Origin of the sequence: Paractinoplanes hotanensis (assembly GCF_023717965.1) — a bacterium.
Classification (GTDB): domain Bacteria; phylum Actinomycetota; class Actinomycetes; order Mycobacteriales; family Micromonosporaceae; genus Actinoplanes; species Actinoplanes polyasparticus.
The window spans coordinates 394,913-415,093 of sequence record NZ_JAMQOL010000003.1; the positions used below are offsets into that span (position 1 = coordinate 394,913).

The 20,181-nt window shown below is 71.9% G+C and carries 18 protein-coding genes; 8 read left to right on the top strand and 10 right to left on the bottom strand.

Annotated elements, in window-relative coordinates:
* Positions 1-4 precede the first annotated feature (4 nt).
* Genes LXN57_RS03525 through LXN57_RS03540 form a run of 4 tightly spaced genes read left to right on the top strand, consistent with a single transcriptional unit; the run spans position 5 to position 3,676 of the window.
* On the top strand, positions 5-2,335 hold the full coding sequence (locus LXN57_RS03525) for a sensor histidine kinase (RefSeq protein WP_251796533.1): 2,331 nt from the start codon (positions 5-7) through the stop codon (positions 2,333-2,335).
* Positions 2,332-2,742: a roadblock/LC7 domain-containing protein gene (locus LXN57_RS03530; protein ID WP_221375319.1), complete on the top strand. Its 411-nt coding sequence runs from the start codon at positions 2,332-2,334 to the stop codon at positions 2,740-2,742. The genes LXN57_RS03525 and LXN57_RS03530 overlap by 4 nt, the downstream gene beginning before the upstream one ends.
* The gene (locus LXN57_RS03535; RefSeq protein WP_251796534.1) at positions 2,739-3,104 is read left to right on the top strand and encodes a DUF742 domain-containing protein; all 366 of its coding nucleotides are present in this window, start codon (positions 2,739-2,741) and stop codon (positions 3,102-3,104) included. The genes LXN57_RS03530 and LXN57_RS03535 overlap by 4 nt, the downstream gene beginning before the upstream one ends.
* A gap of 17 nt (positions 3,105-3,121) precedes the next feature.
* On the top strand, positions 3,122-3,676 hold the full coding sequence (locus tag LXN57_RS03540) for a GTP-binding protein (RefSeq protein WP_251796535.1): 555 nt from the start codon (positions 3,122-3,124) through the stop codon (positions 3,674-3,676).
* Here the strand turns inward: LXN57_RS03540 and LXN57_RS03545 are convergent.
* The 8 genes from LXN57_RS03545 to LXN57_RS03580 form a co-directional block, all read right to left on the bottom strand.
* Entirely contained in the window at positions 3,666-5,039 is a 1,374-nt protein-coding gene (locus tag LXN57_RS03545) for a tryptophanase (RefSeq protein WP_251796536.1), read from the bottom strand. The genes LXN57_RS03540 and LXN57_RS03545 overlap by 11 nt on opposite strands.
* 16 nt (positions 5,040-5,055) lie before the next feature.
* Positions 5,056-6,144 (bottom strand): tryptophan dimethylallyltransferase family protein, encoded by a 1,089-nt coding sequence (locus tag LXN57_RS03550; RefSeq protein ID WP_251796537.1) that lies wholly within the window; start codon positions 6,142-6,144, stop codon positions 5,056-5,058.
* A 208-nt stretch (positions 6,145-6,352) separates the two neighbouring features.
* Complete coding sequence (locus LXN57_RS03555) at positions 6,353-6,949, bottom strand: isochorismatase family protein (protein WP_251796538.1); 597 nt, start codon at positions 6,947-6,949, stop codon at positions 6,353-6,355.
* 78 nt (positions 6,950-7,027) lie between these two features.
* The gene (locus LXN57_RS03560) at positions 7,028-8,899 is read right to left on the bottom strand and encodes a hydantoinase B/oxoprolinase family protein (protein ID WP_251796539.1); all 1,872 of its coding nucleotides are present in this window, start codon (positions 8,897-8,899) and stop codon (positions 7,028-7,030) included.
* A gap of 1 nt (position 8,900) precedes the next feature.
* Positions 8,901-9,062 (bottom strand): hypothetical protein, encoded by a 162-nt coding sequence (locus LXN57_RS03565; protein ID WP_251796540.1) that lies wholly within the window; start codon positions 9,060-9,062, stop codon positions 8,901-8,903.
* Between the two features lies 1 nt (position 9,063).
* Positions 9,064-11,106 (bottom strand): hydantoinase/oxoprolinase family protein, encoded by a 2,043-nt coding sequence (locus LXN57_RS03570; protein ID WP_251796541.1) that lies wholly within the window; start codon positions 11,104-11,106, stop codon positions 9,064-9,066.
* 8 nt (positions 11,107-11,114) lie between these two features.
* Positions 11,115-12,308 carry a CaiB/BaiF CoA transferase family protein gene (locus LXN57_RS03575; protein ID WP_251796542.1) on the bottom strand — a complete coding sequence of 398 codons (1,194 nt, stop codon included), beginning with the start codon at positions 12,306-12,308 and terminating at the stop codon, positions 11,115-11,117.
* Positions 12,305-12,946, bottom strand: coding sequence for a GntR family transcriptional regulator (locus tag LXN57_RS03580; protein WP_251796543.1), 642 nt, complete (start codon positions 12,944-12,946; stop codon positions 12,305-12,307). Before LXN57_RS03580 ends, LXN57_RS03575 begins: the two co-directional genes overlap by 4 nt.
* A gap of 92 nt (positions 12,947-13,038) precedes the next feature.
* Here LXN57_RS03580 and LXN57_RS03585 point away from each other — a divergent pair, with 92 nt between their 5' ends.
* Positions 13,039-13,926 (top strand): hydroxymethylglutaryl-CoA lyase, encoded by an 888-nt coding sequence (locus LXN57_RS03585; protein ID WP_251796544.1) that lies wholly within the window; start codon positions 13,039-13,041, stop codon positions 13,924-13,926.
* A 176-nt stretch (positions 13,927-14,102) separates the two neighbouring features.
* Here LXN57_RS03585 and LXN57_RS03590 read toward each other — a convergent pair whose 3' ends face one another.
* Positions 14,103-14,690 carry a GIY-YIG nuclease family protein gene (locus LXN57_RS03590; protein WP_251796545.1) on the bottom strand — a complete coding sequence of 196 codons (588 nt, stop codon included), beginning with the start codon at positions 14,688-14,690 and terminating at the stop codon, positions 14,103-14,105.
* Between the two features lie 78 nt (positions 14,691-14,768).
* Between LXN57_RS03590 and LXN57_RS03595 the strand changes: the two genes are divergently transcribed.
* The gene (locus LXN57_RS03595; protein ID WP_251796546.1) at positions 14,769-15,341 is read left to right on the top strand and encodes a dihydrofolate reductase family protein; all 573 of its coding nucleotides are present in this window, start codon (positions 14,769-14,771) and stop codon (positions 15,339-15,341) included.
* Here the strand turns inward: LXN57_RS03595 and LXN57_RS03600 are convergent.
* Positions 15,326-16,033 (bottom strand): helix-turn-helix domain-containing protein, encoded by a 708-nt coding sequence (locus LXN57_RS03600; protein ID WP_251796547.1) that lies wholly within the window; start codon positions 16,031-16,033, stop codon positions 15,326-15,328. The genes LXN57_RS03595 and LXN57_RS03600 overlap by 16 nt on opposite strands.
* A gap of 178 nt (positions 16,034-16,211) precedes the next feature.
* Between LXN57_RS03600 and LXN57_RS03605 the strand changes: the two genes are divergently transcribed.
* Together LXN57_RS03605 and LXN57_RS03610 are read left to right on the top strand one after the other, a co-directional pair.
* Positions 16,212-18,155, top strand: a complete 1,944-nt coding sequence (locus tag LXN57_RS03605) for an elongation factor G (RefSeq protein WP_251796548.1) — start codon at positions 16,212-16,214, stop codon at positions 18,153-18,155.
* Positions 18,156-18,263: 108 nt separating this feature from the next.
* The gene (locus LXN57_RS03610) at positions 18,264-20,057 is read left to right on the top strand and encodes a trypsin-like serine protease (RefSeq protein ID WP_251796549.1); all 1,794 of its coding nucleotides are present in this window, start codon (positions 18,264-18,266) and stop codon (positions 20,055-20,057) included.
* Positions 20,058-20,181: the final 124 nt, after the last annotated feature.

The following is a 20,181-nucleotide window of genomic DNA, read 5'->3' on the forward strand; positions in this document are numbered from 1 at the left end:
ACCTTTGACGTCCCCATCGGCTGGTCAGGCGGCGGTCAACCCGCGGCAGCAGTCCATCGCCCGGCGGGTGGTCCGGCTCGTGCTGGTGCCCAGTGTGGTGGCCCTGCTGATCTGGTTCGCCGCCTCCGGCTACCTGGTCTTCCAGGGCTTCTACAACCGCGCCGTGGCCAACTCGGTACGGCAGGTGTCCATCCCGGCCGTGGTCGCGCTCTCCTCCGTGCAGCAGGAGCGCCGGCTGAGTGTGGCGTACCTGGCCCGTCCCTCGAACGGCCTGACCGCCCTGCTGGACCGCCGCCGGCAGACCGACCAGCAGGTGGACACCCTGCGCCGGGCGGCCGACGGCGCGCTCGGGCAGGCCCCGCAATCCATCAAGGACCGCTGGACCGAGCTGACCGGCTACCTCGACCGGCTGGCCACCACGCGCAGCGCCATCGACGCCCGGACGATGACCGGCCGGGAGGCGTACGCCTTCTACAACAGCCTGCTCGACGCCGCCACCGACCTGTTCGACAACCAGGCCCGCGTCGTGCCCGACGTGACCGCCACCCAGGGCGGCATCGCCGCCACCGAGGTGTTCCGGGCCAGCGACCTGATGTCGCGGGCCGGCTCGCTCATCGACGGCGCGCTCGCCTCGGGCCCGCTCAGCCGGGCCGACCACCTCGAGTTCGTCCGGCTCGTCGGCGCTTACCACTTCGCACTCACCAGCAACGCCCCGCATGTCGAACCCGCCGTCCGGACCCGGTACGCCGAGATCGAGGCGAGCCCCGAGTGGAAGCAGCTGACCCAGCTCGAGGGCGGCATCACCGCCGGAGGCCCGTGGGCCAAGCGGGTGTCGCCCAGCCTCGGCGTCGGCGTGGACCGGTGGTCACAGCTCACCGCGGCCGTCTCGGGCGACCTGATCGACCTGACCGTCCGGCAGGCTGACCAGGTCTCCGCCCGCACCCTGCGCACCGGCAACACCCAGCTGCTCACGGCCACGCTGGGCTCGCTGCTGGCGCTCGCCGTCGCGCTGGGGGCGATCCTGTGGGCCGTCCGCCAGTCGCGGGTGCTGGTCGACCGGGCCCTGTCGGTCCGGCTGGCCCGCCTCGGCAGCGACGCCGGCACCCTGGTCGACCAGCGCCTGCCCGCCGTCATGGAGCGGCTGCGCCGCCGCGAGCAGGTGGACCTGGCGACCGAGTTCGCCGCGGCCGACTACGGCGGCGACGAGATCGGCCAGGTGGCGCGGGTCATCAACCGGTCGTTGCAGGCAGCCGCCGGGGCCGCGGTCGACGAGGCCAAGGCCCGCACGGCCGGCACGGCGATGCTGATGGGCGTCGCCCGCCGCCCGCAGCGCCCGCTGCAGCGCGGCCTCAAGGTGGTCGAGGACCTGCAGGCCCAGGTCGGCGACGAGAAGCTGCTGACCAACCTGTTCGACATCCACCACCAGCTCAACCAGACCCGCCGCTTCCTGGAGAACCTGGTGATCCTGGCCGGCGGTCAGATCGGCCGGCGGTTCCCCAAGCCGGTGGCGCTGCGCCGGGTGCTGCTGGCCTCGTTCGCCGAGGCCCGCAACTACCAGCGGATCACGCTGCGCCGGGCCGACGACGTGTCGCTCGCCGGGCACGCGGTGGCCGAGGTCATCCACCTGCTGGCCGAGCTGCTCGACAACGCGCTGGCGTTCTCGCCGCCGGACACGACCGTCTGGGTGACGTCGAGCCGGGTCCAGCACGGGGTGGCGATCGAGATCGAGGACGCCGGCGTGGGCATGTCGGCCGAGGCCGTCGACCGGGCCAACACCCTGCTCGCGACCGCTCCGACGCCGGACGTGACCGAGTTGCGGGACGGCGCCCAGATCGGTCTGCACGTGGTGGCCGAGCTCGCCAAGCGGGAGGGCGTCCAGATCAGCCTGCGGCGTTCGGCGTACGGCGGTCTGCTGGCCATCGTGCTGCTGCCGGAGCGCATCCTGGTCGGCGCCGACAACGACAGCTCGGGCGACCCCCGCGACATGCCGATCGTGCCCGCCGCCCAGCGCGCCGAGCCCGCCCGCCCCGCCCCGGCCGAACCGGAGGCGCAACCCGTCCGGGCCGCTGTCGGCGTGTTGGAGCCGGTGGCCGAGAAGCCCGTGAAGCCGACGTCCGGCAAACCCCCACTGCCGCATCGTCGCCCGCAGCAGCACCTCGCACCGGAGCTGCTGGACGCCGACGAGGAAGAGGACACGGCGGCCATCCCGGTCCGCTCGCCCGAGGAGGCCCGCCAACGGTTCGCCCGCTACCAGCGGGGCTGGGCCGAGGGCGCGGCGGCGGACCGCAACGACGACGAGAACACCACCGACGCTGAGCAAGGCGGGAACGCGTGACCGAGCCGACCACCCCGACCGACCTTCCCTGGATGCTGGACGACCTCGTCGAGGTTCCCCACGTCGTCTCCGTCGTGGTGCTCTCGACGGACGGGCTGATCATCCAGAAGTCGTCGCTCATGGCTCAGGATCTGGCCGAGATCCTGGCCGCGGGCGCGTCCTCGATGTACAGCGTGGCCGCCGGCACCGGCCGCCGTTTCAAGAGCGGCCCGGTGCACCAGGTCATCATCGAGTACGGCGAGCACACCCTGTTCATCGCGGCCGCCGGACAGAACGCGCGCCTGGCCGTGCTGTGCGAGCAGGACGTCGACATGGGCCTGGTGGCGTACGAGGTGAGCCGGCTCGTGACCCGCATCGGTGACTACCTGGGCACCGGAGCGAGAACCGCGGCGCCGGTCGACTCGTGAGTCCGGAAACCTGGGACGGCGACGACGAGTCGGCCGCGGGGCGCTTCGTGCCCCTGTACGTGCTGGTGAACGGCCGCACGGCCCCGCGCGACTCCACGCTCGACCTGGCCACCCAGGTGGTGGCGCTGCCGGTGGACACCCGCCGGCTGGAACCGGAATACCTCGAGATCGTGCGGCGGTGCTCGGGCTGGATCTCGGTGGCCGAGATCGGCGCGTACCTGCGGCTTCCGCTCGCTATCGCCAAGGTGATGGTGGACGTGCTGGTCGAGCAGGGCTATCTCGCCGTGGGCACTCCGGCCCAACAGAAGATCATCGACAAGCACCTCCTCGACCAGGTGATCGCCGGCCTGGAACGCCTGTAGGACGGAAGGGACGCAACGTGGACCGGACATCGGTCAAGGTGGTCGTGGCCGGCGGTTTCGGCACCGGCAAGACGACGCTGGTGGCCTCGGTGAGTGAGATCCCGCCGCTGACCACGGAGGAGATCCTGACCGAGGCGAGTCTCGGGGTGGACGACACCACGGGGGTGGAGGGCAAGACAACCACCACCGTGGCCCTGGACTTCGGGCGCATCACGATCAGCCCGGACGTGGTGCTCTATCTGTTCGGCACGCCGGGGCAGGACCGCTTCTGGTTCATGTGGGACGAGCTGGCCCAGGGCGCGGTCGGGGCCATCGTGCTGGTCGACACCCGGCGGCTCGACTCCAGCTTCCCCGCCGTCGACTACTTCGAGCGGCGGGGCATCCCGTTCATCACCGCGGTCAACCGGTTCTTCGGCGAGTGCGCGTACACCGAGGACGAGGTCCGTGGAGCGCTGGAGCTCGACGAGCGGGTGCCGCTCGTGTGGTGTGACGCGCGGGACCGCGAGTCGGGCAAGCTCGCGCTCATCACGCTGGTCCGGCACGCGATGGCGCGCCTGCGGGTCAGGGCCTGATCGGCTCGAGCCGCACCTTGAAGTGCCGCAGGATCGGCGGCGTGGAGACGATGCGGTAGCCGGTGATCCGCTCCGGGTCCTTGGCTATCCCGGCCAGCGTCTCCGCCACGTACTCGAAATGCTCCTGGCTGTAGACGCGGCGCGGAATGGCCAGCCGGACCAGCTCGAACGGCGCCGCGGTGACCAGCCGATGCTGCTCGTCCATCGTGCCGAGATAGAGCGAGCCCAGCTCGGCGCAGCGCACCCCGCCGTCGAGGTAGAGCTGACAACCCAGCGAGTGACCGGGGAACTCGGCCGGCGACAGGTGCGGCAACAGGCGGCCCGCGTTGAGATAGAGCGCGTGCATGCCGGCCGGCTGCACGATGTCCACCCCGGCCTCGTTGATCATGCGGGCCAGGTGGGCGGTGGCCGCGGCGCGGGCGCCCAGGTAGGCCGGATCGACCACCTCGCGCAGCCCGACGGCCAGCCGTTCCAGGTCGTGACCGGCCAGTCCCCCGTACGTCGAGAAGCCCTCCGTGGCGATCAGGAGCGCCTCGCAGCGGGCGTGCAGTCCGTCGTCCCGCAGGCCGAGGCACCCGCCGATGCTCGCCAGGCCGTCCTTCTTGAGGCTGATCACGCACCCGTCGGCCAGGTCGAAGGCCTGCCGGGCGATCGCGCGCGGCGTCCAGTCCGCGTAGCCGGGCTCGCGCTCGCGCACGTACCAGGCGTTCTCGGCGAAGCGGGCCGCGTCGAGGAAGAACGGGACGCCGTGCTCGCGGCACAGCGCGTGGACGGCGGCCAGGTTGGCCATCGACACCGGCTGGGCCCCCAGCCCGTTGTTGGTGATGGTCATCAGCACCAGCCCGACCCGCCCGCCCTCGGGCCCGGCCAGCAGGCCGGACAGCGCGGCCACGTCGATGTTGCCCTTGAACGGCTCGTGGCTGTCCAGGTCGAGCGCCTCGGGGCAGGGCAGGTCGCGGGCCTCGGCCCCGGCCAGCTCCACATTGGCGTGCGTGGTGTCGAAGTGGGTGTTGCTCACGCAGATCTGGCCCGGCCGCAGCAGGGTCGAGAACAGGATGCGCTCACCGGCCCGGCCCTGGTGCACCGGCAGCACATGCGGAAAGCCGGTCAGGTCGGCCACCTCGTCCCGGAACCGGAACCAGGAGCGGGCGCCGGCGTACGACTCGTCGCCCACCGCGGCCGCTGCCTCCTGCGCGGCCGAGGTGGCGCCGGTGCCGGAGTCAGAGAGCAGGTCGATGGTGATCTGGTCGGCCCGCAGGTTGAACGGGTTGTAGCCGGCGCCGGCCAGGGCAGCGCTCCGCTCGGCCGGGCTGAGGAACGGGATGGGCTCGACCACCTTGATCCGGTACGGGGGCAGCGGCACGGTGACTCCTCACAGGTCAGGCGGCAGGGACCCACACCGAGCGGGGCGGGGTGACCTCGTACGCCTCGGCGGACAGATAGACCGTGACGCCCGGCCGCGGTGGGCCCAGACGCAGGGACACGTGCGCGATGAGCCCGACCCCGGCGCCGAGCGGGCGGCGGGACACCGCGGCCACGCACCGGTGCAGCAGCGCCGGGCTGAACCCGTGCCGGGCGACCAGGGCGGCGACCCGGTCACGAGCCTGCAGGTCGTCGTCGACGTAGTCGCGGATCGGCACGTAGACGCTGTAGCCGACCGGCTGGGCGGCGCCGCCGGCGAGCGTGTAGCTGCCGACCAGCGGCCGCCGGTCGAACCGGCCGGGGCCACCCGCGGCCCGACAGAACTCGGCGACCTCGTCCGGCGCCACACCCGGCACTACGGCGGCGGCCCGGGCCACCTCGGCCGGGCCGGCGTCGTAGTGGCTGACGTAGAGCTTCACCCGGGCCTGCGGGCCGTCGTGCAGATCGAGGGCGAAGAAGGCGAGCCGGTCGCGGCGTCCCAGCTCGCCGGGGCGGATAGAACGGGCCAGCATCGTCCGGTACGAGTCGCGCAGCCCGATCGTGCGCAGCGCCTCCTCGACGAGCTCCGGCGCGCGGCCGATTCCGGCCACCTCCGGGTTGAAGTAGACCTTGAACTCGGGAGCGTGGCCGTGCCGGAACACCAGCGAGCACCACAGGGCGAAACTGCCGCTCGGCCGGGCCGCGGTGAACAGGTCCGAGATGGCGTCGAGGCGCGTGGTGGCCAGCCCGAACCGGGCGGCGTTGGCGGCCAGGAACGCGTGGGCGGCCCGGGCGTTGGCGCCCACGCCGGGCGCGATGCCGGGCACCTCGGCGAGGATGCGCAGGGCCGGGGGCTCGGCCTCGTTGAAGGCGACGGAGAACTCGACCGGCGAGTGGTCGTCGGCGACGTCCGACGGCCACGCCGGTGGCTCGGCCAGCGAGCGCGCGCCGTGCGGCCCGAGCAGTCCGGCCAGGAGGTCGAGGGGAACGGCAGGGTCGAGGTCGAGCACCCGGCACAGGGGATTGAGCTGCCCGGCCAGATGTTCCAGGACCGAGAAGTGACGCATGGAGTTTCCTGTTCCGCGGCTGGGGGGAAGATCCGCTAGCCCACTCATCGTGATCGGACAGTCACGTTAAGTCGAGTGAGATCCACGTCACAATGCATCCTGGATCGCCCGCGTCTCACGGTGGGTGACGTCCGATATGGATCAATCACCCGACGTCGGGCGAACGGCGGCTACTGTTCGCAGCGGCCTGCGGAAACAGGAAAATGCCTCATCTCAGGTGGGCGACCACCTCGTCCACGGTGGTCACATCGGCGTACTTGGCGCTCAGGTCGAAGAGATTCGCCCGGTGCGTCTCGAGGGTGCGGTCGCCGCAGGCGTCGGCCGCCACCACCGGCCGGAAGCCGTGCTGCAGCGCGTCGGTGGCGCTCGCCCGCACGCAGCCCGAGGTCGAGACGCCGCCGATGATCGTGGTGTCGACGCCGCGGGCGGTCAGGGTGGCGGCCAGAGACGTCCCGAAGAAGGCCGACGCGTACTGCTTGGTCACCACCACCTCGCCCGGGGCAGGCGTCAGCTCGGGCACGAACTCGGCCGCGGGTGAGCCGTCGACCAGGGCGGCCAGGGCCGGCACCTTGCGCACGAACAGGCCACCGTCGCTGAGGTCGGGCGAGAACCGGACGCGGGTGTGCAGAACCGGGATGCCGGCTTGGCGGGCGGCTGCGAGCAGGGCGGCGCACCCGTCCAGCGATTGCCGGGAGCCCAGGTCGAACGAGCTGCCCGGGGTGAAGTAGGCCCGCATCATGTCGATCAGGAGCAGGGCCGGGCGGCGCCCCCAGCCGAGGGCGCCGCCGAACGGGGTCTCGCTCACATCCACACCAGCTTGCGGCCCGGGGCCGCGGCCGGGCTCACGTCCACACCAGCTTGCGGCCCGGAGCCGCGGCCGGGGTCACGTCCACACCGGCTTCTTCGGTGCGGGCAAGCCGGTCTCCTCCTCGCAGCGGGCCAGGATGTCCTCCATCGAACCGCCCATGTCGAACACCGGCAGTTCGCTGGGCCGCGCCTCGCGCATCGAGCTGCGCAACGCGTCGGTCGCCGTCTCGTCGACGCCGCTGTCGCCCGTCACCACCACGCCGTACGCCCGGGCGCCCTCGGCCGTCACCAGCCCGCGCCGGACCTCCTTGGCCACCAGCGCGGGGTCGCGCTCCAGCGGATCGCCCCACCCGCCGCCGCCCCAGGTGACGAAGTGCAGCACGTCGCCCGGTCGCACCGGCACGTCATGGCACTTGCTCGGCAGCACCTCGCGGGCGCCGCCGGCCCGGTCGATCCACTTCGTGCCGCGGGCGCCGGGCGCGCCGCCGTTGACGCCCCACGGGTACATCAGCCAGCGGTCGTCGTGGATGGCGATGGTGCCGGGCTCGAGGAAGCGGTAGGCCACGTCGACGCCGTTGCCGCCGCGGTGCAGGCCGGCGCCGCCGGTGTCGGCGACCGTCTCCCACTTCTCGATGCGCAGCGGGTAGTACGACTCCAGGAACTCACACGGGATGTTCACGAAGCTCGGCCACAGGGAGTGACCGTCGGGCCCGTCACCGAGCGGCCGCCCCGGGATGCCGCCGAAGCCGATCGAGTACAGCTGGAACCACTCGCCCTTGCGGTCGCCGCCGGAGTAGTTGCCGGAGTACATGAAGTGCGGCGACGACGAGAAGCCGGCCGCGTTCAGCAGCGCCGGGTTGGTCTGCCCGAGCAGCCCGCCGAACAGGTCGAAGACCCGCCCGATGCCGTGGTTGCGGGCGTTCAGCGCGGCCGGATGCTTCGGTTTCCAGTACGAGCCGTCCGGGATGGTCACGTCGACCAGCGGATAGAACCCGTCGTTCCAGAGGATCTGCGGGTCGGCCACGGTGATCATGTAGATCCCGAAGAACATCCGGGCCAGGTTCTCGTTCAGGTAGTAGTTGACCGGCCCGATCGCCTGCGGCGACGACCCGCTGAAGTCGAGGTGCACGCGTTCGCCGGTGCGGGTCAGGGACAACTTCAGCTCGTACGGGCCGTAGCCGACCCCGTCGTCGCAGATGTAGTCGGTGAACGAGAGCGTCCGGCCCTCCTCGAACACCATCTGCAGCAGCGTCTTCATCGCGTCGTAGTTGCGCTGCAGCAGGGCGTCGAGCGCCGACACGTACGTCTCGACCCCGAACCGGGCGCACATCTCCTGCACCCGGCGCGTGGCCGTGCGGCAGGCCGCGACCAGGCCGTTGAGGTCGGCCCGGTTCCAGTCGGGCACGCGCACCTGGTTGAGGATGATGCGCAGCGCGTCCTCGTTGAGCTTCCCGCCGTCGTACAGCTTGAAGGGCGGGATGACCACGCCCTCCTCATAGATGGTCTTGGCGTCGGTCGGCATCGAGGACGGCGTCTTGCCGCCGACGTCGGACATGTGCCCGAACATCGAAGCCCAGCCCACGACCCGGCCGCCGAAGAAGATCGGCATCACCACCAGCCAGTCGTTGGCGTGGCTGATCGCGGCGCCGCACGCGTACGGGTCGGAGGTGAGCAGGACATCGCCCTCGCGGATCTCACCGGCGAAACCGGCCAGGAAGTCGGGGATGGAGAGCCCGAACTGGCCCACCACCATCTTCCCGGCCGGGTCGGCGATCAGCGGGAACTCGTCGTGCTGCTCGCGGATGCCGGGCGAGAGCGCCGTGCGGAACAGCACCTCGTCCATCTCGTAGCGGGCGTTGCGCAAGCCGTTCTCGACCAGGTCGAGAGTGACCGGGTCGACGTCCGTCGTGGTCAGGGGCTCGGTGGTGATCTCCACGATGGTCGCCATCTCAGGCCTCCTTGACCGGGGTGATGAGCAGGCTGCCGCTGGCGTGGGCGGTCGCGATCTTGACCGGCGTGATGAGCAGGCTGCCGCTGGGGTGGGTGGTCGCGATCTTGACCGGCGTGATGAGCAGGCTGCGGCTGGGGTGGGTAGTCGCGATGATCGCCATCTCAAGCCCCCTTGGCCGGGGTGATGAGCAGGCTGCCGCTGGCGTGGGTGGTCGCGATGTGGCCGGGCAGCACGAGGGTGGTCGAGTCCATCTCGGTGACGATGGCGGGGCCTTCGATGACGTCGCCCGCTCGCAGCTCGAGCCGGTCGTAGAGGGCGGCCTCCACGAACTCGCCCTCGACGTAGATCCGGGTGTGCCCGGAACTGTTCGGCGTTCCGGTCCCGGCTTCCAGGTGAACCGGCGACACCTTCGGCCGGTCCCCGGTCACCGAGGCGCGGGCGTTCACCAGCTCGTGATCGACCGGCAGGGTGAAGGAGAAGAGGCGTTCGTGCTCGGCGTCGAACTTGGCGGCCAGTCCTTTCGGGCCGTCGGCGAGCTCGAAGCTGACCGGCAGCTCGTTGCCCTGCCCGACGAACCGGACGTCAGCCGAGTAGGTGATCGTCTGCCTGTCCTTCGCGATGCCCTGATCAGCCAGGCGCTGGGCGGCGGACTCGGCGAGCTCGCCGAAGATCGTCGCGAGCTCGGCGGCGGACAGGTCCCCCAGCTTGCGCAGGACGGTGCGGGCCGACTCGTCCCGCGCCGACGTGGTGGCGTCGCCGAGCGCGCACAGCACGCCCGGTGACGGTGGCACGATCACCGGCCAGGCGCCGGTCAGCTTGCCGAGCGCGTTGGCGTGCAACGGGCCGGCGCCGCCGAAGGCCACGAGCGCGAAGTCGCGCGGGTCGAAGCCCTGCTGCACGCTGACCAGGCGGAGGCCGCCGAGCATGTTCTCGTTGACGATGTCGACGATCCCGGCCGCGGCCGCCTCGGCGCTCTCCAGGCCCATGGCGTCGGCGATCGTCTGCACGGCCGCGCGGGACGCCGCGCGGTCCAGACTGATCTCGCCGCCCGCGAGCGTGCTGGGCAGGTAGCCGAGCACCACGTTGGCGTCGGTGACTGTCGGTTCCGTGCCGCCTTTGCCGTACGCGGCGGGGCCGGGCTCGGCGCCGGCCGACTGCGGCCCGACGCGGAGCGCACGGGTCAGCTGTGGGACGTGCGCGATCGAACCGCCGCCGGCGCCGACTGTTCGAACGTCGACCGCCGATGCTCGTACGCTCAAATCGCCGACTTTCGTCTCGCGGCCGATGCGCGCTTGAGCGTTCTGCACGAGGGCGACGTCGGTCGACGTTCCGCCCATGTCGAACGTGAGCAGTTCGGTGTGGCCGGACTGCTCGGCCACCCACACCGCGCCGGCCACTCCCCCGGCCGGCCCGGACAGCAGCATCGTCACCGGGGCCGCGATCGCTGCGGCCGCCCCGGACAGGCCGCCGTCGCTGCGCAGAATGGACAGTTCGGCCGGCACGCCCTCGGCGACCAACTTGGCCGACAGGTTCGCGACGTACTTCGCCACCTGCGGCTGCACATATCCGTTCGCGACCGTCGTGAGCGCTCGCTCGTATTCGCGCATCTCGGGCAGCACGACGCTCGACAGCGACACCTCGATGCCGGGCAGTTCCTCGGCCGCCAGTTGAGCGATGCGGCGCTCGTGCGCGTCGTTGGCGAACGCGTTGATGAGCGAAACGGCCAACGCCTCGACACCGTTCGCGCGCAACTCGCGCAGCGCCGCGCGGGTGGCTTCCTCGTCCAGCTCGCGCACGACCGTGCCGTCGCTGCCCATTCGCTCGGGCACCTCGACGGTGTTCTCCAGCGCGGCCAGCGGTTCCGGCTTGGGCCAGATGATCCACCCGGCCAGCCCGCCCGGCACGAAGGAGCGGGCGATCTGCAGCACCTGCCGGAAACCCTGGGTGGTGACCAGGCCGACCGTCGCGCCCTTGCCCTCCAGGATCGCGTTCGTGGCCACGGTCGTGCCGTGCAGGACGTCGGCCACCGCGGCCCGGTCGATGCCGGCCTCGGCGCACACCTTGTCGATACCGTTCAGGACGCCCACGGACTGATCGCTCGGCGTCGAGGCGGTCTTGGCCCGCCAGGTAGCTCCGGAATCCTCGTCGACCAGCAGCACGTCGGTGAACGTGCCGCCCACATCCACACCGAGCCGATATGACATCGCTCTCCCTAGATAATCTTCGCTGTGCGCAGGCGCGCGCGCTCCGTTTCGTCCAGGCCCAGAAGGCCGCCGTACACCTCGTCGTTGTGCTCGCCCAGGGCCGGTCCGGCGGTACGCACCGAACCGGGGGTGGCGGACAGCTTCGGGGTCGCGTTCTGCATCGGCAGTTCGCCGAAGTCGGGGTGGGGCACTCGCACGATCGCCTCACGGGCTGCGAAATGCGGGTCGTCGAACATGTCGCGGGCGCGGAAGATCCGGCCGGCCGGCACGCCGTTCTCGTGCAGCACGGCGAGCAGCGCCTCGGCCTCGACGGTCGACGTCCACTCGGCGATCAACGTGTCCAGCTCGGCCATGGCGGCGCCGCGAGCCCCATGCGTGGCGTAGCGCGGATCCTTGGCCAGCTCGGGCTGTCCCATCGCGGTGGCCAGCCGGCCGAACACCGTGTCCTGGTTGGCGGCGATCAGGATCAGGTCACCGTCGCCGGTCGGATAGACGTTGCTGGGCGAGACGTTGGGCAGCGTGGCGCCGGTGCGCTCGCGCTGGTAGCCGGCGATCGCCCACTCGGGCAGCAGCGACTCCATCATGGCGAGCACGGCCTCGTAGATCGCCGAGTCGACCACCTGGCCGCGGCCCGTGTTGGTGCGGGCGTGCACGGCGACGAGGGTGCCCAGACACGCGTACGTGGCGGCGAGCGAGTCGCCGAGGGAGATGCCCGCGCGCACCGGTGGACCGTCGGGCTCCCCCATCACGTACCGGATGCCGCCCATGGCCTCGCCGATCGAGCCGAACCCGGCCCGGCTCGAGTAGGGCCCGTTCTGGCCGTAGCCGGTGACCCGGGTGACGATCAGCCCCGGGTTGGTCTGCCACAGCGTCTCCGGCGCCATGCCCCAGCGCTCGAGGGTGCCCGGCCGGAAGTTCTCGACCACGACGTCGGCCGTGTCGATCAGCTGCCGGATCAGGGCCTGGCCTTCCTCCGTACGCAGATCGCAGGTGACCGACTTCTTGTTGCGCGCCACCACCGGCCACCACAGCGACTTGCCGTGCGGCTTCTCCCGGCCCCACTGACGCATCGGGTCGCCGCGGCCCGGGTCCTCGACCTTGATGACCTCGGCCCCGAAGTCGCCCAGCAGCTGCCCGCAGAAGGGACCGGCCAGCAGTTGCCCGAACTCGACCACCCGCAGATCACCCAGCGGCCCGCTCATGCCCGTCCCCCGATCATCGTGGCGCGGGCGTTGTAGAGGTGGGCCCGCATGATCGCCTCGGCCCACTCCCCGGCGCCGGCCCGCGCGGCGGCAACCATCTCGACGTGGTGGTGCAGGCTGCGCAGCAACGCGTCCGGCGCGTAGTCGTGGAAGTTCCGGGTGACCACGGCCGCGTGCGTGACGCCGCGCAGTGCCCCGGCCAGCGGCGGCGACCCGGCGGCGTCGATGAACAGGCCGTGGAACCGCCGGTTGAGCTCGACGATGGCGCCCAGGTTCTGGTGCCGCCCCGGCTTCCCGATCCGCAGCATCTCGGCCGCGAGGTCGTCCAGCTCGTCCAGTTGCTCCGGCCCGAGATTCGGCACGGCCTGGCGTACGGCGTAGGGCTCGAGCCGCAACCGGAGCTCGAAGATCTCGCGCAGGTGCTCGGCCGACCACGTCGCGACCCGCGCCCCCCGGTTGGGCTGGATCTCGACCAGCCCCTCGGCGGCGAGCCGGGACAGCGCCTCGCGGATCGGCGTACGGCTCACCGAGAGCCGCCCGGCCAGATCGGCCTCGCCGAGCCGGGTGCCGGACGGTATGGCCCCCGAGAGGATCTCCTCCCGCAGGGACTGCGCCGCCTGTTCCGCCGCTGGTAGCACCTGGCCTCCTCGCCGCTCAGTTGCATGCAATCCTTGCCATGATCACGGTGTTTCCGCAAGAGTGAGCCCATGAAAACGTCAGGTTGTATGCAATGACCGTTTCGATCGTCGAAGTGTCACCTCGCGACGGCCTCCAGAACGAGGCCGCGCTCATCTCCACGGCCGACAAGCTGGCATTGATCGGCACGCTCGTGTCCAGCGGCGTCCGCCGCATCGAGGCGGTCAGCTTCGCCCACCCGAAACGTGTCCCGCAGATGGCCGACGCCGAGGCCGTCGCGGCCGGCCTCCCCCGCGGCGACGTGTCGTGGATCGGCCTGGTGCTCAACGAGAAGGGCCTCGACCGGGCCATAGCCGCCGGCCTCGACGAGATCAACGTCGTGGTCGTCGCGACCGACACGTTCAGCCAGCGCAACCAGGGCGTCCCGACCGCGGAGGCGATCGCAGCCTGGTCCCGCATCGCCACCCGGGCCCGTGCCGCCGGCCTGCGCACCACGGTGACAGTCGCGGCCGCCTTCGGCTGCCCGTTCGAGGGCGAAGTCCCCGTGGCCCGGGTGCGCTCGGTGATCGAGCAGTGCGCCGCCGCCGCCCCCGACGAACTGGCCATCGCCGACACGATCGGCGTCGGTGTGCCGGCCCAGGTCCGGGCCCTGCACGCCGTGGCCGACCTCGGCATCCCGCTGCGCTGGCACTTCCACAACACCCGGAACACGGGCTACGCCAACGCCCTGGCCGCCGCCGAGCTGGCCGGCTCGCTGCCGGTGTCCCTCGACAGCAGCGCGGGCGGCATCGGCGGGTGCCCGTTCGCGCCCGGCGCGACCGGCAACATCGCCACCGAGGACCTGCTGTATCTCCTGCACCGCAACGGATTCACCACCGGGATCGACGTCGAGCCGTTGCTGCCGCTGGGCGCTCGCCTGGGCGAGCTGCTGGGCCACCAGGTGCCGGGTCAGCTGGCCCGGGCCGGCCTCTTCCCCTCCTGAACGGCGAAGCGGTCAGCAGCAGATCCGGACGTCCGCGGCCGTTCCGAAGGTCTCGCGGTTGGCGCGTGGAGCTTGGTAACGGCCAGCCGTGACCGACGATCAAATAGGAACCGTATTTTCAGCGAGACATTGGCTGCTGCGCGCCCGGCAGGTCCTGCTCGCGACTGGGTGAGCGGCTACGGCGCCGGGGCGGGGTCGACCGGGTGGCAGGAGTTGTTGTACCTGTTCTTCGCCGCGACCACAGCTGCCTGAAGGTGGTCGGGGGCGACGCCGTGGACGTTCAGGGGCGGGTGCAGGCGCCGGACGAGGGCGGCCTCGACGGGGGCCGGCTCCGGATCCTCGGCCCAGGTCAGGCGGAGGTTCGCGTGCATCCACGCGGTCAGCCGAGCCTCGTCTTCCGGGACCAGGACGACCCGATCGGTCCAGGTCGTGCGGTAGCCCTCGGAGACGAGCAGGCCGGCCAGCGTGCGGCGCAGCGTGGAGCTGCCCGATCGCCTCAGGTGGTTGCGGAGGATCCGGCCCCGCAGGTTGGTGGCTCGACCCACGTACAGCAGCCGTAGCGCCGGGACCTTCGCGTTCGGGGGCCCGGGCAGGTCGGGGAAGACCGACGGCGGGGCCCACCACGCGTAGACACCGCTGCCCCGGCTGAGTCGCTTGCCGGCAGCGTCGAGTCCTTCCGGCGCCCCGGACAGCAGATACAGGGCATCCTCGGCTCTTTCCCCGTCGGTCCTGAGGTCATCGGGGCGCGTTCCGGGAGTTGTCATCGGAGGCCATGCTAGTCCAGCGCCGGGCTGTCGTTTCTGTCCAAGACGCGGAGCGTGGTCCTCTCCTACCGTGGGGCCATGCGCGAAATCGTATACACGGCATTCACCTCGCTCGACGGCGTTGTCGACTCGCCCGGGGGTCCGGTCGAGGGGCACCGCAGCGGCGGCTGGACGTTCCAGGACATCGAGTTCCTGCCCGAGGCGTACGCCCTCAAGGGTGAGGAGCTCGAGGAGACCTCGGCGCTGATGTTCGGTCGCACCAGCTACCAGGCGTTCGCGCCGTTCTGGCGCGACTCGGCCGACCACGCCGGCTACAAGGACCTGCCCAAGTACGTGGTCTCGACGACGCTCGCCGAGGCCGACCTCACCGAGGGCTGGGGCGACACGACGATCCTGCGGTCGACCGACGAGGTCGCCGAGCTCAAGAAGGGTGACGGTGGCGCCATCTTCATCCACGGCAGTGCCGAGCTGGCCCGGCGCCTGTCCGAGGCCGGCCTGATCGACCGCTACCACCTGCTGATGTACCCGGTGCTGCTCGGGGCGGGCAAGAGCCTGTTCAGCCGGGCCGACAACGACAAGCGGATGCTGACGCTGCGGGCCTCCGAGGCGTACCCGAACGGCATTCTGAAGCTGATCTACGACGTCGGCTGAGCCAGGTCCAGGGCGATCGCCCCCGGGGCGCCGTCGCGCAGTTGCCGCGACGTGCGCCCGACGTACCGGCGCAGCGCGCGGGCCAGGTGCGGCTCGTCGAAGTAGCCGAGCCCGGTCACGACATCGGCCACCGGCTTGCCGCGGGACAGCAGCGCCGAAGCCTCGCGGGCGCGCTCGATCTGCCGGACGGCGCCCTGGGCGAGCCCGGTCGCCGTCCGGAAACGGCGTTCGAGGGTGCGCGGGGTGACCCCGGGGCGTCCGCCGCGGCGGACCTCGGCCACCAGCGGGTCGCGGACCAGGGCGCCGGACCGGACCAGGCGGTCGACCAGGGCTTCGGCGTCGTCGGGGCCGGGTGTCTCCCAGCGGTCGCCGGCCAGCCGGAAGAATCGGTGGGTGGCACCGGGCAGTTCGAGCCCGGCGTCGACCAGGGACGGCGTGGGCACGGCGGCCAACGAGACGCCCACGGCCAGCTCGATGCCGACGAAGGCCGCCCCTTCCGGCACCGGGGCCGTGCCGGCGGCGGTCTCGGGGCCGGTCACACCGGCGTACGCCCGGCCGTTCTGCCGCCAGAACACCAGGCCCACGCTGACCCCGGCCACCGAGGTCATCTCGGTGACCCGCTCACTGGCGCAGCTCCAGACCTCGCTGACCCACGACGAATCCGACTCCCGCGTCTCGAACCGCAGCTGCATCACCCAGACGGTACGCGGCGGCCGCCAGGTGAAGCCGAACGCCGCCAGGTAAATCGGTGGCGACGCCGCGGCCGTCGTGCCACGGTGAGGGACGTATCAGTGGCCAACGACGAGGAGTAAGCAATGCGAGCAGCTTCCACGCTCCGGACCCTTTTCCGTCCCACCGTGGAGTTGCGCCTTGGCATTGTTGAATCTCGGGATCGTCGCCCATGTTGACGCCGGCAAGACCAGCCTGACCGAGCGGCTGCTGTACGAGGCCGGGGCGGTGTCCCGGCCGGGCAGTGTCGACGCCGGCACGACCCGCACCGACTCGATGGAGCTGGAACGGCAGCGCGGCATCACCATCCGGGCCGCCGTCACCTCCCTGCGCCTCGGTGACCTCACCGTCAACCTGCTCGACACGCCCGGCCACCCGGACTTCATCGCGGAGGTCGAGCGGTCGCTGGCCGTGCTCGACGCCGCCGTCCTGGTGATCTCGGGTGTCGAGGGCGTGCAGCCGCAGACCGTGGCCATCTGGCGGGCGCTGCGCCGGATCGGCGTGCCCACCATGGTCTTCGTCAACAAGGTGGACCGCCGCGGCGCCGACGTCGAGCGGGTGGTCGGTCAGGTGCGCCGGCGGCTCGGCGCCCGGCTGGTCGTGCTCACCTCCGTCACCGGTCAGGGCACGCGCGAGGCCCGGGTACGAACCCTCGGGTTCGACGCCGAAACGGTGGTGGAGGCGGTGGCCGACGTCGACGACACCGTGGCGGAACGGTGGCTGACCGGCGAAACGGTGCTCGCCCGCGACGTGCGACGCGCGCTCCGGAGAAACGGGCTCACCCCGCTCGTGTACGGCTCCGCGATCACCGGAGCGGGCGTGCCGCAGTTGTGCCACTTCCTGTCCGACCTGCTGCCGCGCTCGGCCGAGCGGGACGGTCCGCCGGCCGGCACCGTCTTCGCCGTCGACCGCGACGGGCACGGCCGGCGGGCCTGGCTGCGGCTGTGGTCCGGGAGTCTTCGCGTACGGGACAAGGTCCAGTTCGCCGAGGGCCGACCGCAGACCGTGACCGAGATCGCCGTGAGCGAGCCCGGCGGCGTCCTGGTGCGCCCGTCGGCGTCGGCCGGCCAGATCGCCGCCGTCCGCGGCGTGTCGGCCCGGATCGGTCAGCACGTGGGCCACCCGCCGCGGCGCGACCTGTACCGCTTTCCCCCGCCGACCCGGCAGGCGCTGGTCGAACCCGTCGATCCCGCGCAGCGCCTGGCCCTGTTCGCCGGGCTGGCCCAGCTGGCCGACGAGGACCCGCTGGTCGACCTGCGGCTCGACGAGCAGCAGGGCGAGGCCGTGATCCGCCTGCACGGCGAGGTGCAGAAGGAGGTGATCGCCGCCCTGCTGGCCGACCGGTACGGCGTGAAGGTGCGCTTCTCGGGCACGCTGACCGCCTGCATCGAACGGGTGACCGGCGCCGGCACGGCCGAGGACCGCATCAAGGAACGCGGCAACCCCTACCTGGCCGGCGTGGGCCTGCGCCTCGAGGCGGCCCCGGTCGGGCACGGCGTCGAGTTCCGGCCCGGCATCGAACCCGGCCGCCTCCCCCCGGCCTTCGTGGCGGCCACCGAGGAGGGGGTGCGGGCCGCCCTCCGGCAGGGCCGCAACGGCTGGCCGGTCACCGACTGCACGGTCACCATGACGTCGTCGCAGTACTGGCCGCGGCAGAGCCGGCCGCACCAGAAGTTCGACAAGTCGGTCTCGAGCGTGGCCGCCGACTTCCGCCATCTGGCCCAGGTGGTGGTGACCACGGCGCTGCGCCGGGCCGGCACCCGCGTCTGCCAGCCGGTCGAACGCTTCGACGTCAACCTGCCGCCGCACACGTTCGACGCGGTGACGGCCCTGCTCGGCCGTGCCGGGGCGGTCATCGACGACACCGCCGCGACCGGCGAGTACCTCGAGGTGAGCGGCACCCTGCCGTCCGCGCGGATTCCGCAGGTGGTGGCGGCCCTGCCCGACCTGACCGGCGGCGAGGCCGTCCTGACCACCCACTTCGACCACTACGCGCCGGTCACCGGCGAGGCCCCGCCCACCCTGCCCCGGCGCGGGCCCGATCCGGCCGACCGCGACGAATGGTTCCGGGCCGTACCGCGGTGATCAGTCCGCTGTTGCCCCAGGTCGGCCCGGGGCAGCCGACGCATCGTGATCCATCTATCATCCAGGCGACCGCGACCGCGAAGGTCGTCGATGAGAGGGTGGACTCGCTTGCGTAAGACATCAATTCTGGCCGGGTTGTCGGCCGCCGTGCTGACCGGTGTGCTCGCGGGGAGCATTCCGGCGTACGGCGTCGTCGACGGCGCGGAGGTGGCCGACGGAACGTACGGCTTCGTCGCGCACCTGGCGATCGGCGCCCCGGGCGTCGGCCGCGCCTGCACCGGCGCCCTGATCGACCCGCAGTGGGTGATCACGGCGGCCGCCTGCTTCGGGCAGCCCACGGCGGGCAAGCCGGCCGAGGCCACCACCGTGACCCTGAGCCGGGCCGACCTGACCGGCAGCGCGGGGCAGGTGCGCACCGCGACCCGGCTGGTGCCGCACCCCGACCGCGACGTCGTGCTGGTGAAGCTCAACCAGCCGACCACCATCGCGCCGGTCGCCCTCGGCACCACCGCGCCCGGCGAGGGCGAGGTGCTGCGGCTGGCCGGTTACGGCCGGACAGCGACCCGGTGGGTGCCGGACCGCCTGCACACCGCGCAGTTCACGGTGGGCACGGTCGGCACCGCGCTGCTCGACGTGACCGGGGTCGAACCCGGCCAGCCGAGCCTGTGCAAGGGCGACGCCGGCGGGCCCGCCCTGCGCGAGTCCGGCGGAACCGTGCAGCTGGTCGCCCTCCACCACGCCTCGTGGCAGGGCGGCTGCTTCGGCTCCGACGAGACCCGCCGCGGCGCCACCGAGACCCGGATCGACGACCTGGCCGGCTGGATCCGCGGCGTCGCGCCGGGCGGCCTGGCTCAGGACCACCGCGACGACGTCACGCTGGTCTACGGCTACGCCACCGGCGCGGCCGGCCCGTTCACCTTCACCACGGCCGCCAACGGCGCGATGACCGCCCGCGGCGGCTTCAAGAGCGCGGACGGCGCCTACAACGTCGCCAAGATGAAGGTGCTGCGCGGCGACTTCAACGGCGACGACATCGTCGACCAGGCCATCCTGAACAGCGCGGCCGACGGCACGCTCAGCCTCGACACGTTCCTGGCCGGGCCGGGCGGCACGTACTCCGGCGCGCTGCGCTCGTGGACCAGCAACAGGTTCGGCTCGTACGACCAGATGCTGCTGACCAGCGGTGACTTCAACGGCGACGGCCGTACGGACATCGCGAGCTTCTACAACTACGCCGACAAGTCGGTCGGGCTGTTCACCTGGCTCGCCCGCGCCGACGGCACCTTCGGCACCCCGACCGGCAGCTGGCGGACCGCGGCCAGCCCGGTCTGGGGCGAGATCGCCCGCATGCAGGTCTTCAGCGGCGACTTCGACGCCGACGGCCGTACGGACATCGGCTCGTTCTACAAGTACGCCGACAACAGCGTCGGCCTGCTGAGCTGGACCGCCAACCCGGCCGGCGGGTTCGCCGCGCCGGTGCGTGGCTGGCACGTGCCGGCCACGCCGTACTGGGGTGACCCGAAGCGGATGACGATCGCGGCCGGCGACTTCAACGGCGACGGCCGGGGCGACGTGGCCGGCTTCTACGGCTACGCGGACGGCCGGCTGTCGATGCTCACGTTCACCGCCAAGGCCGACGGTGGCTTCAACAACGCGTTCAGCTCGTGGAAGTCGACCACCTCGTCGTGGGGCTCGTGGGAGCGGACGCGGTTCACCGCGGGCGACTTCAACGGCGACGGCCGCGACGACCTGGCCGCGTTGTACGGCTACTCCGACGGCAGCATCGGCCTGCACACGCTGGTCGCCAACGAGCAGGGCGGCTTCGCCACCCCGGTCGGCTCGTACAACTCGGCGGGCTTCGGCTCGTACGACCGGATCCACTTCAGCGAGGACCAGAAGTGATCCCCGCGGGGGGGGCCCCCCCGGGGGGGGGGGGCCCCCCCCCCCCCCCACGATTCCGGTTGCACCGGGTCAGCCGATGCCCATCCCCAGACGCACGCCCCGCATCTGGCGGTCGTCGTAGCTC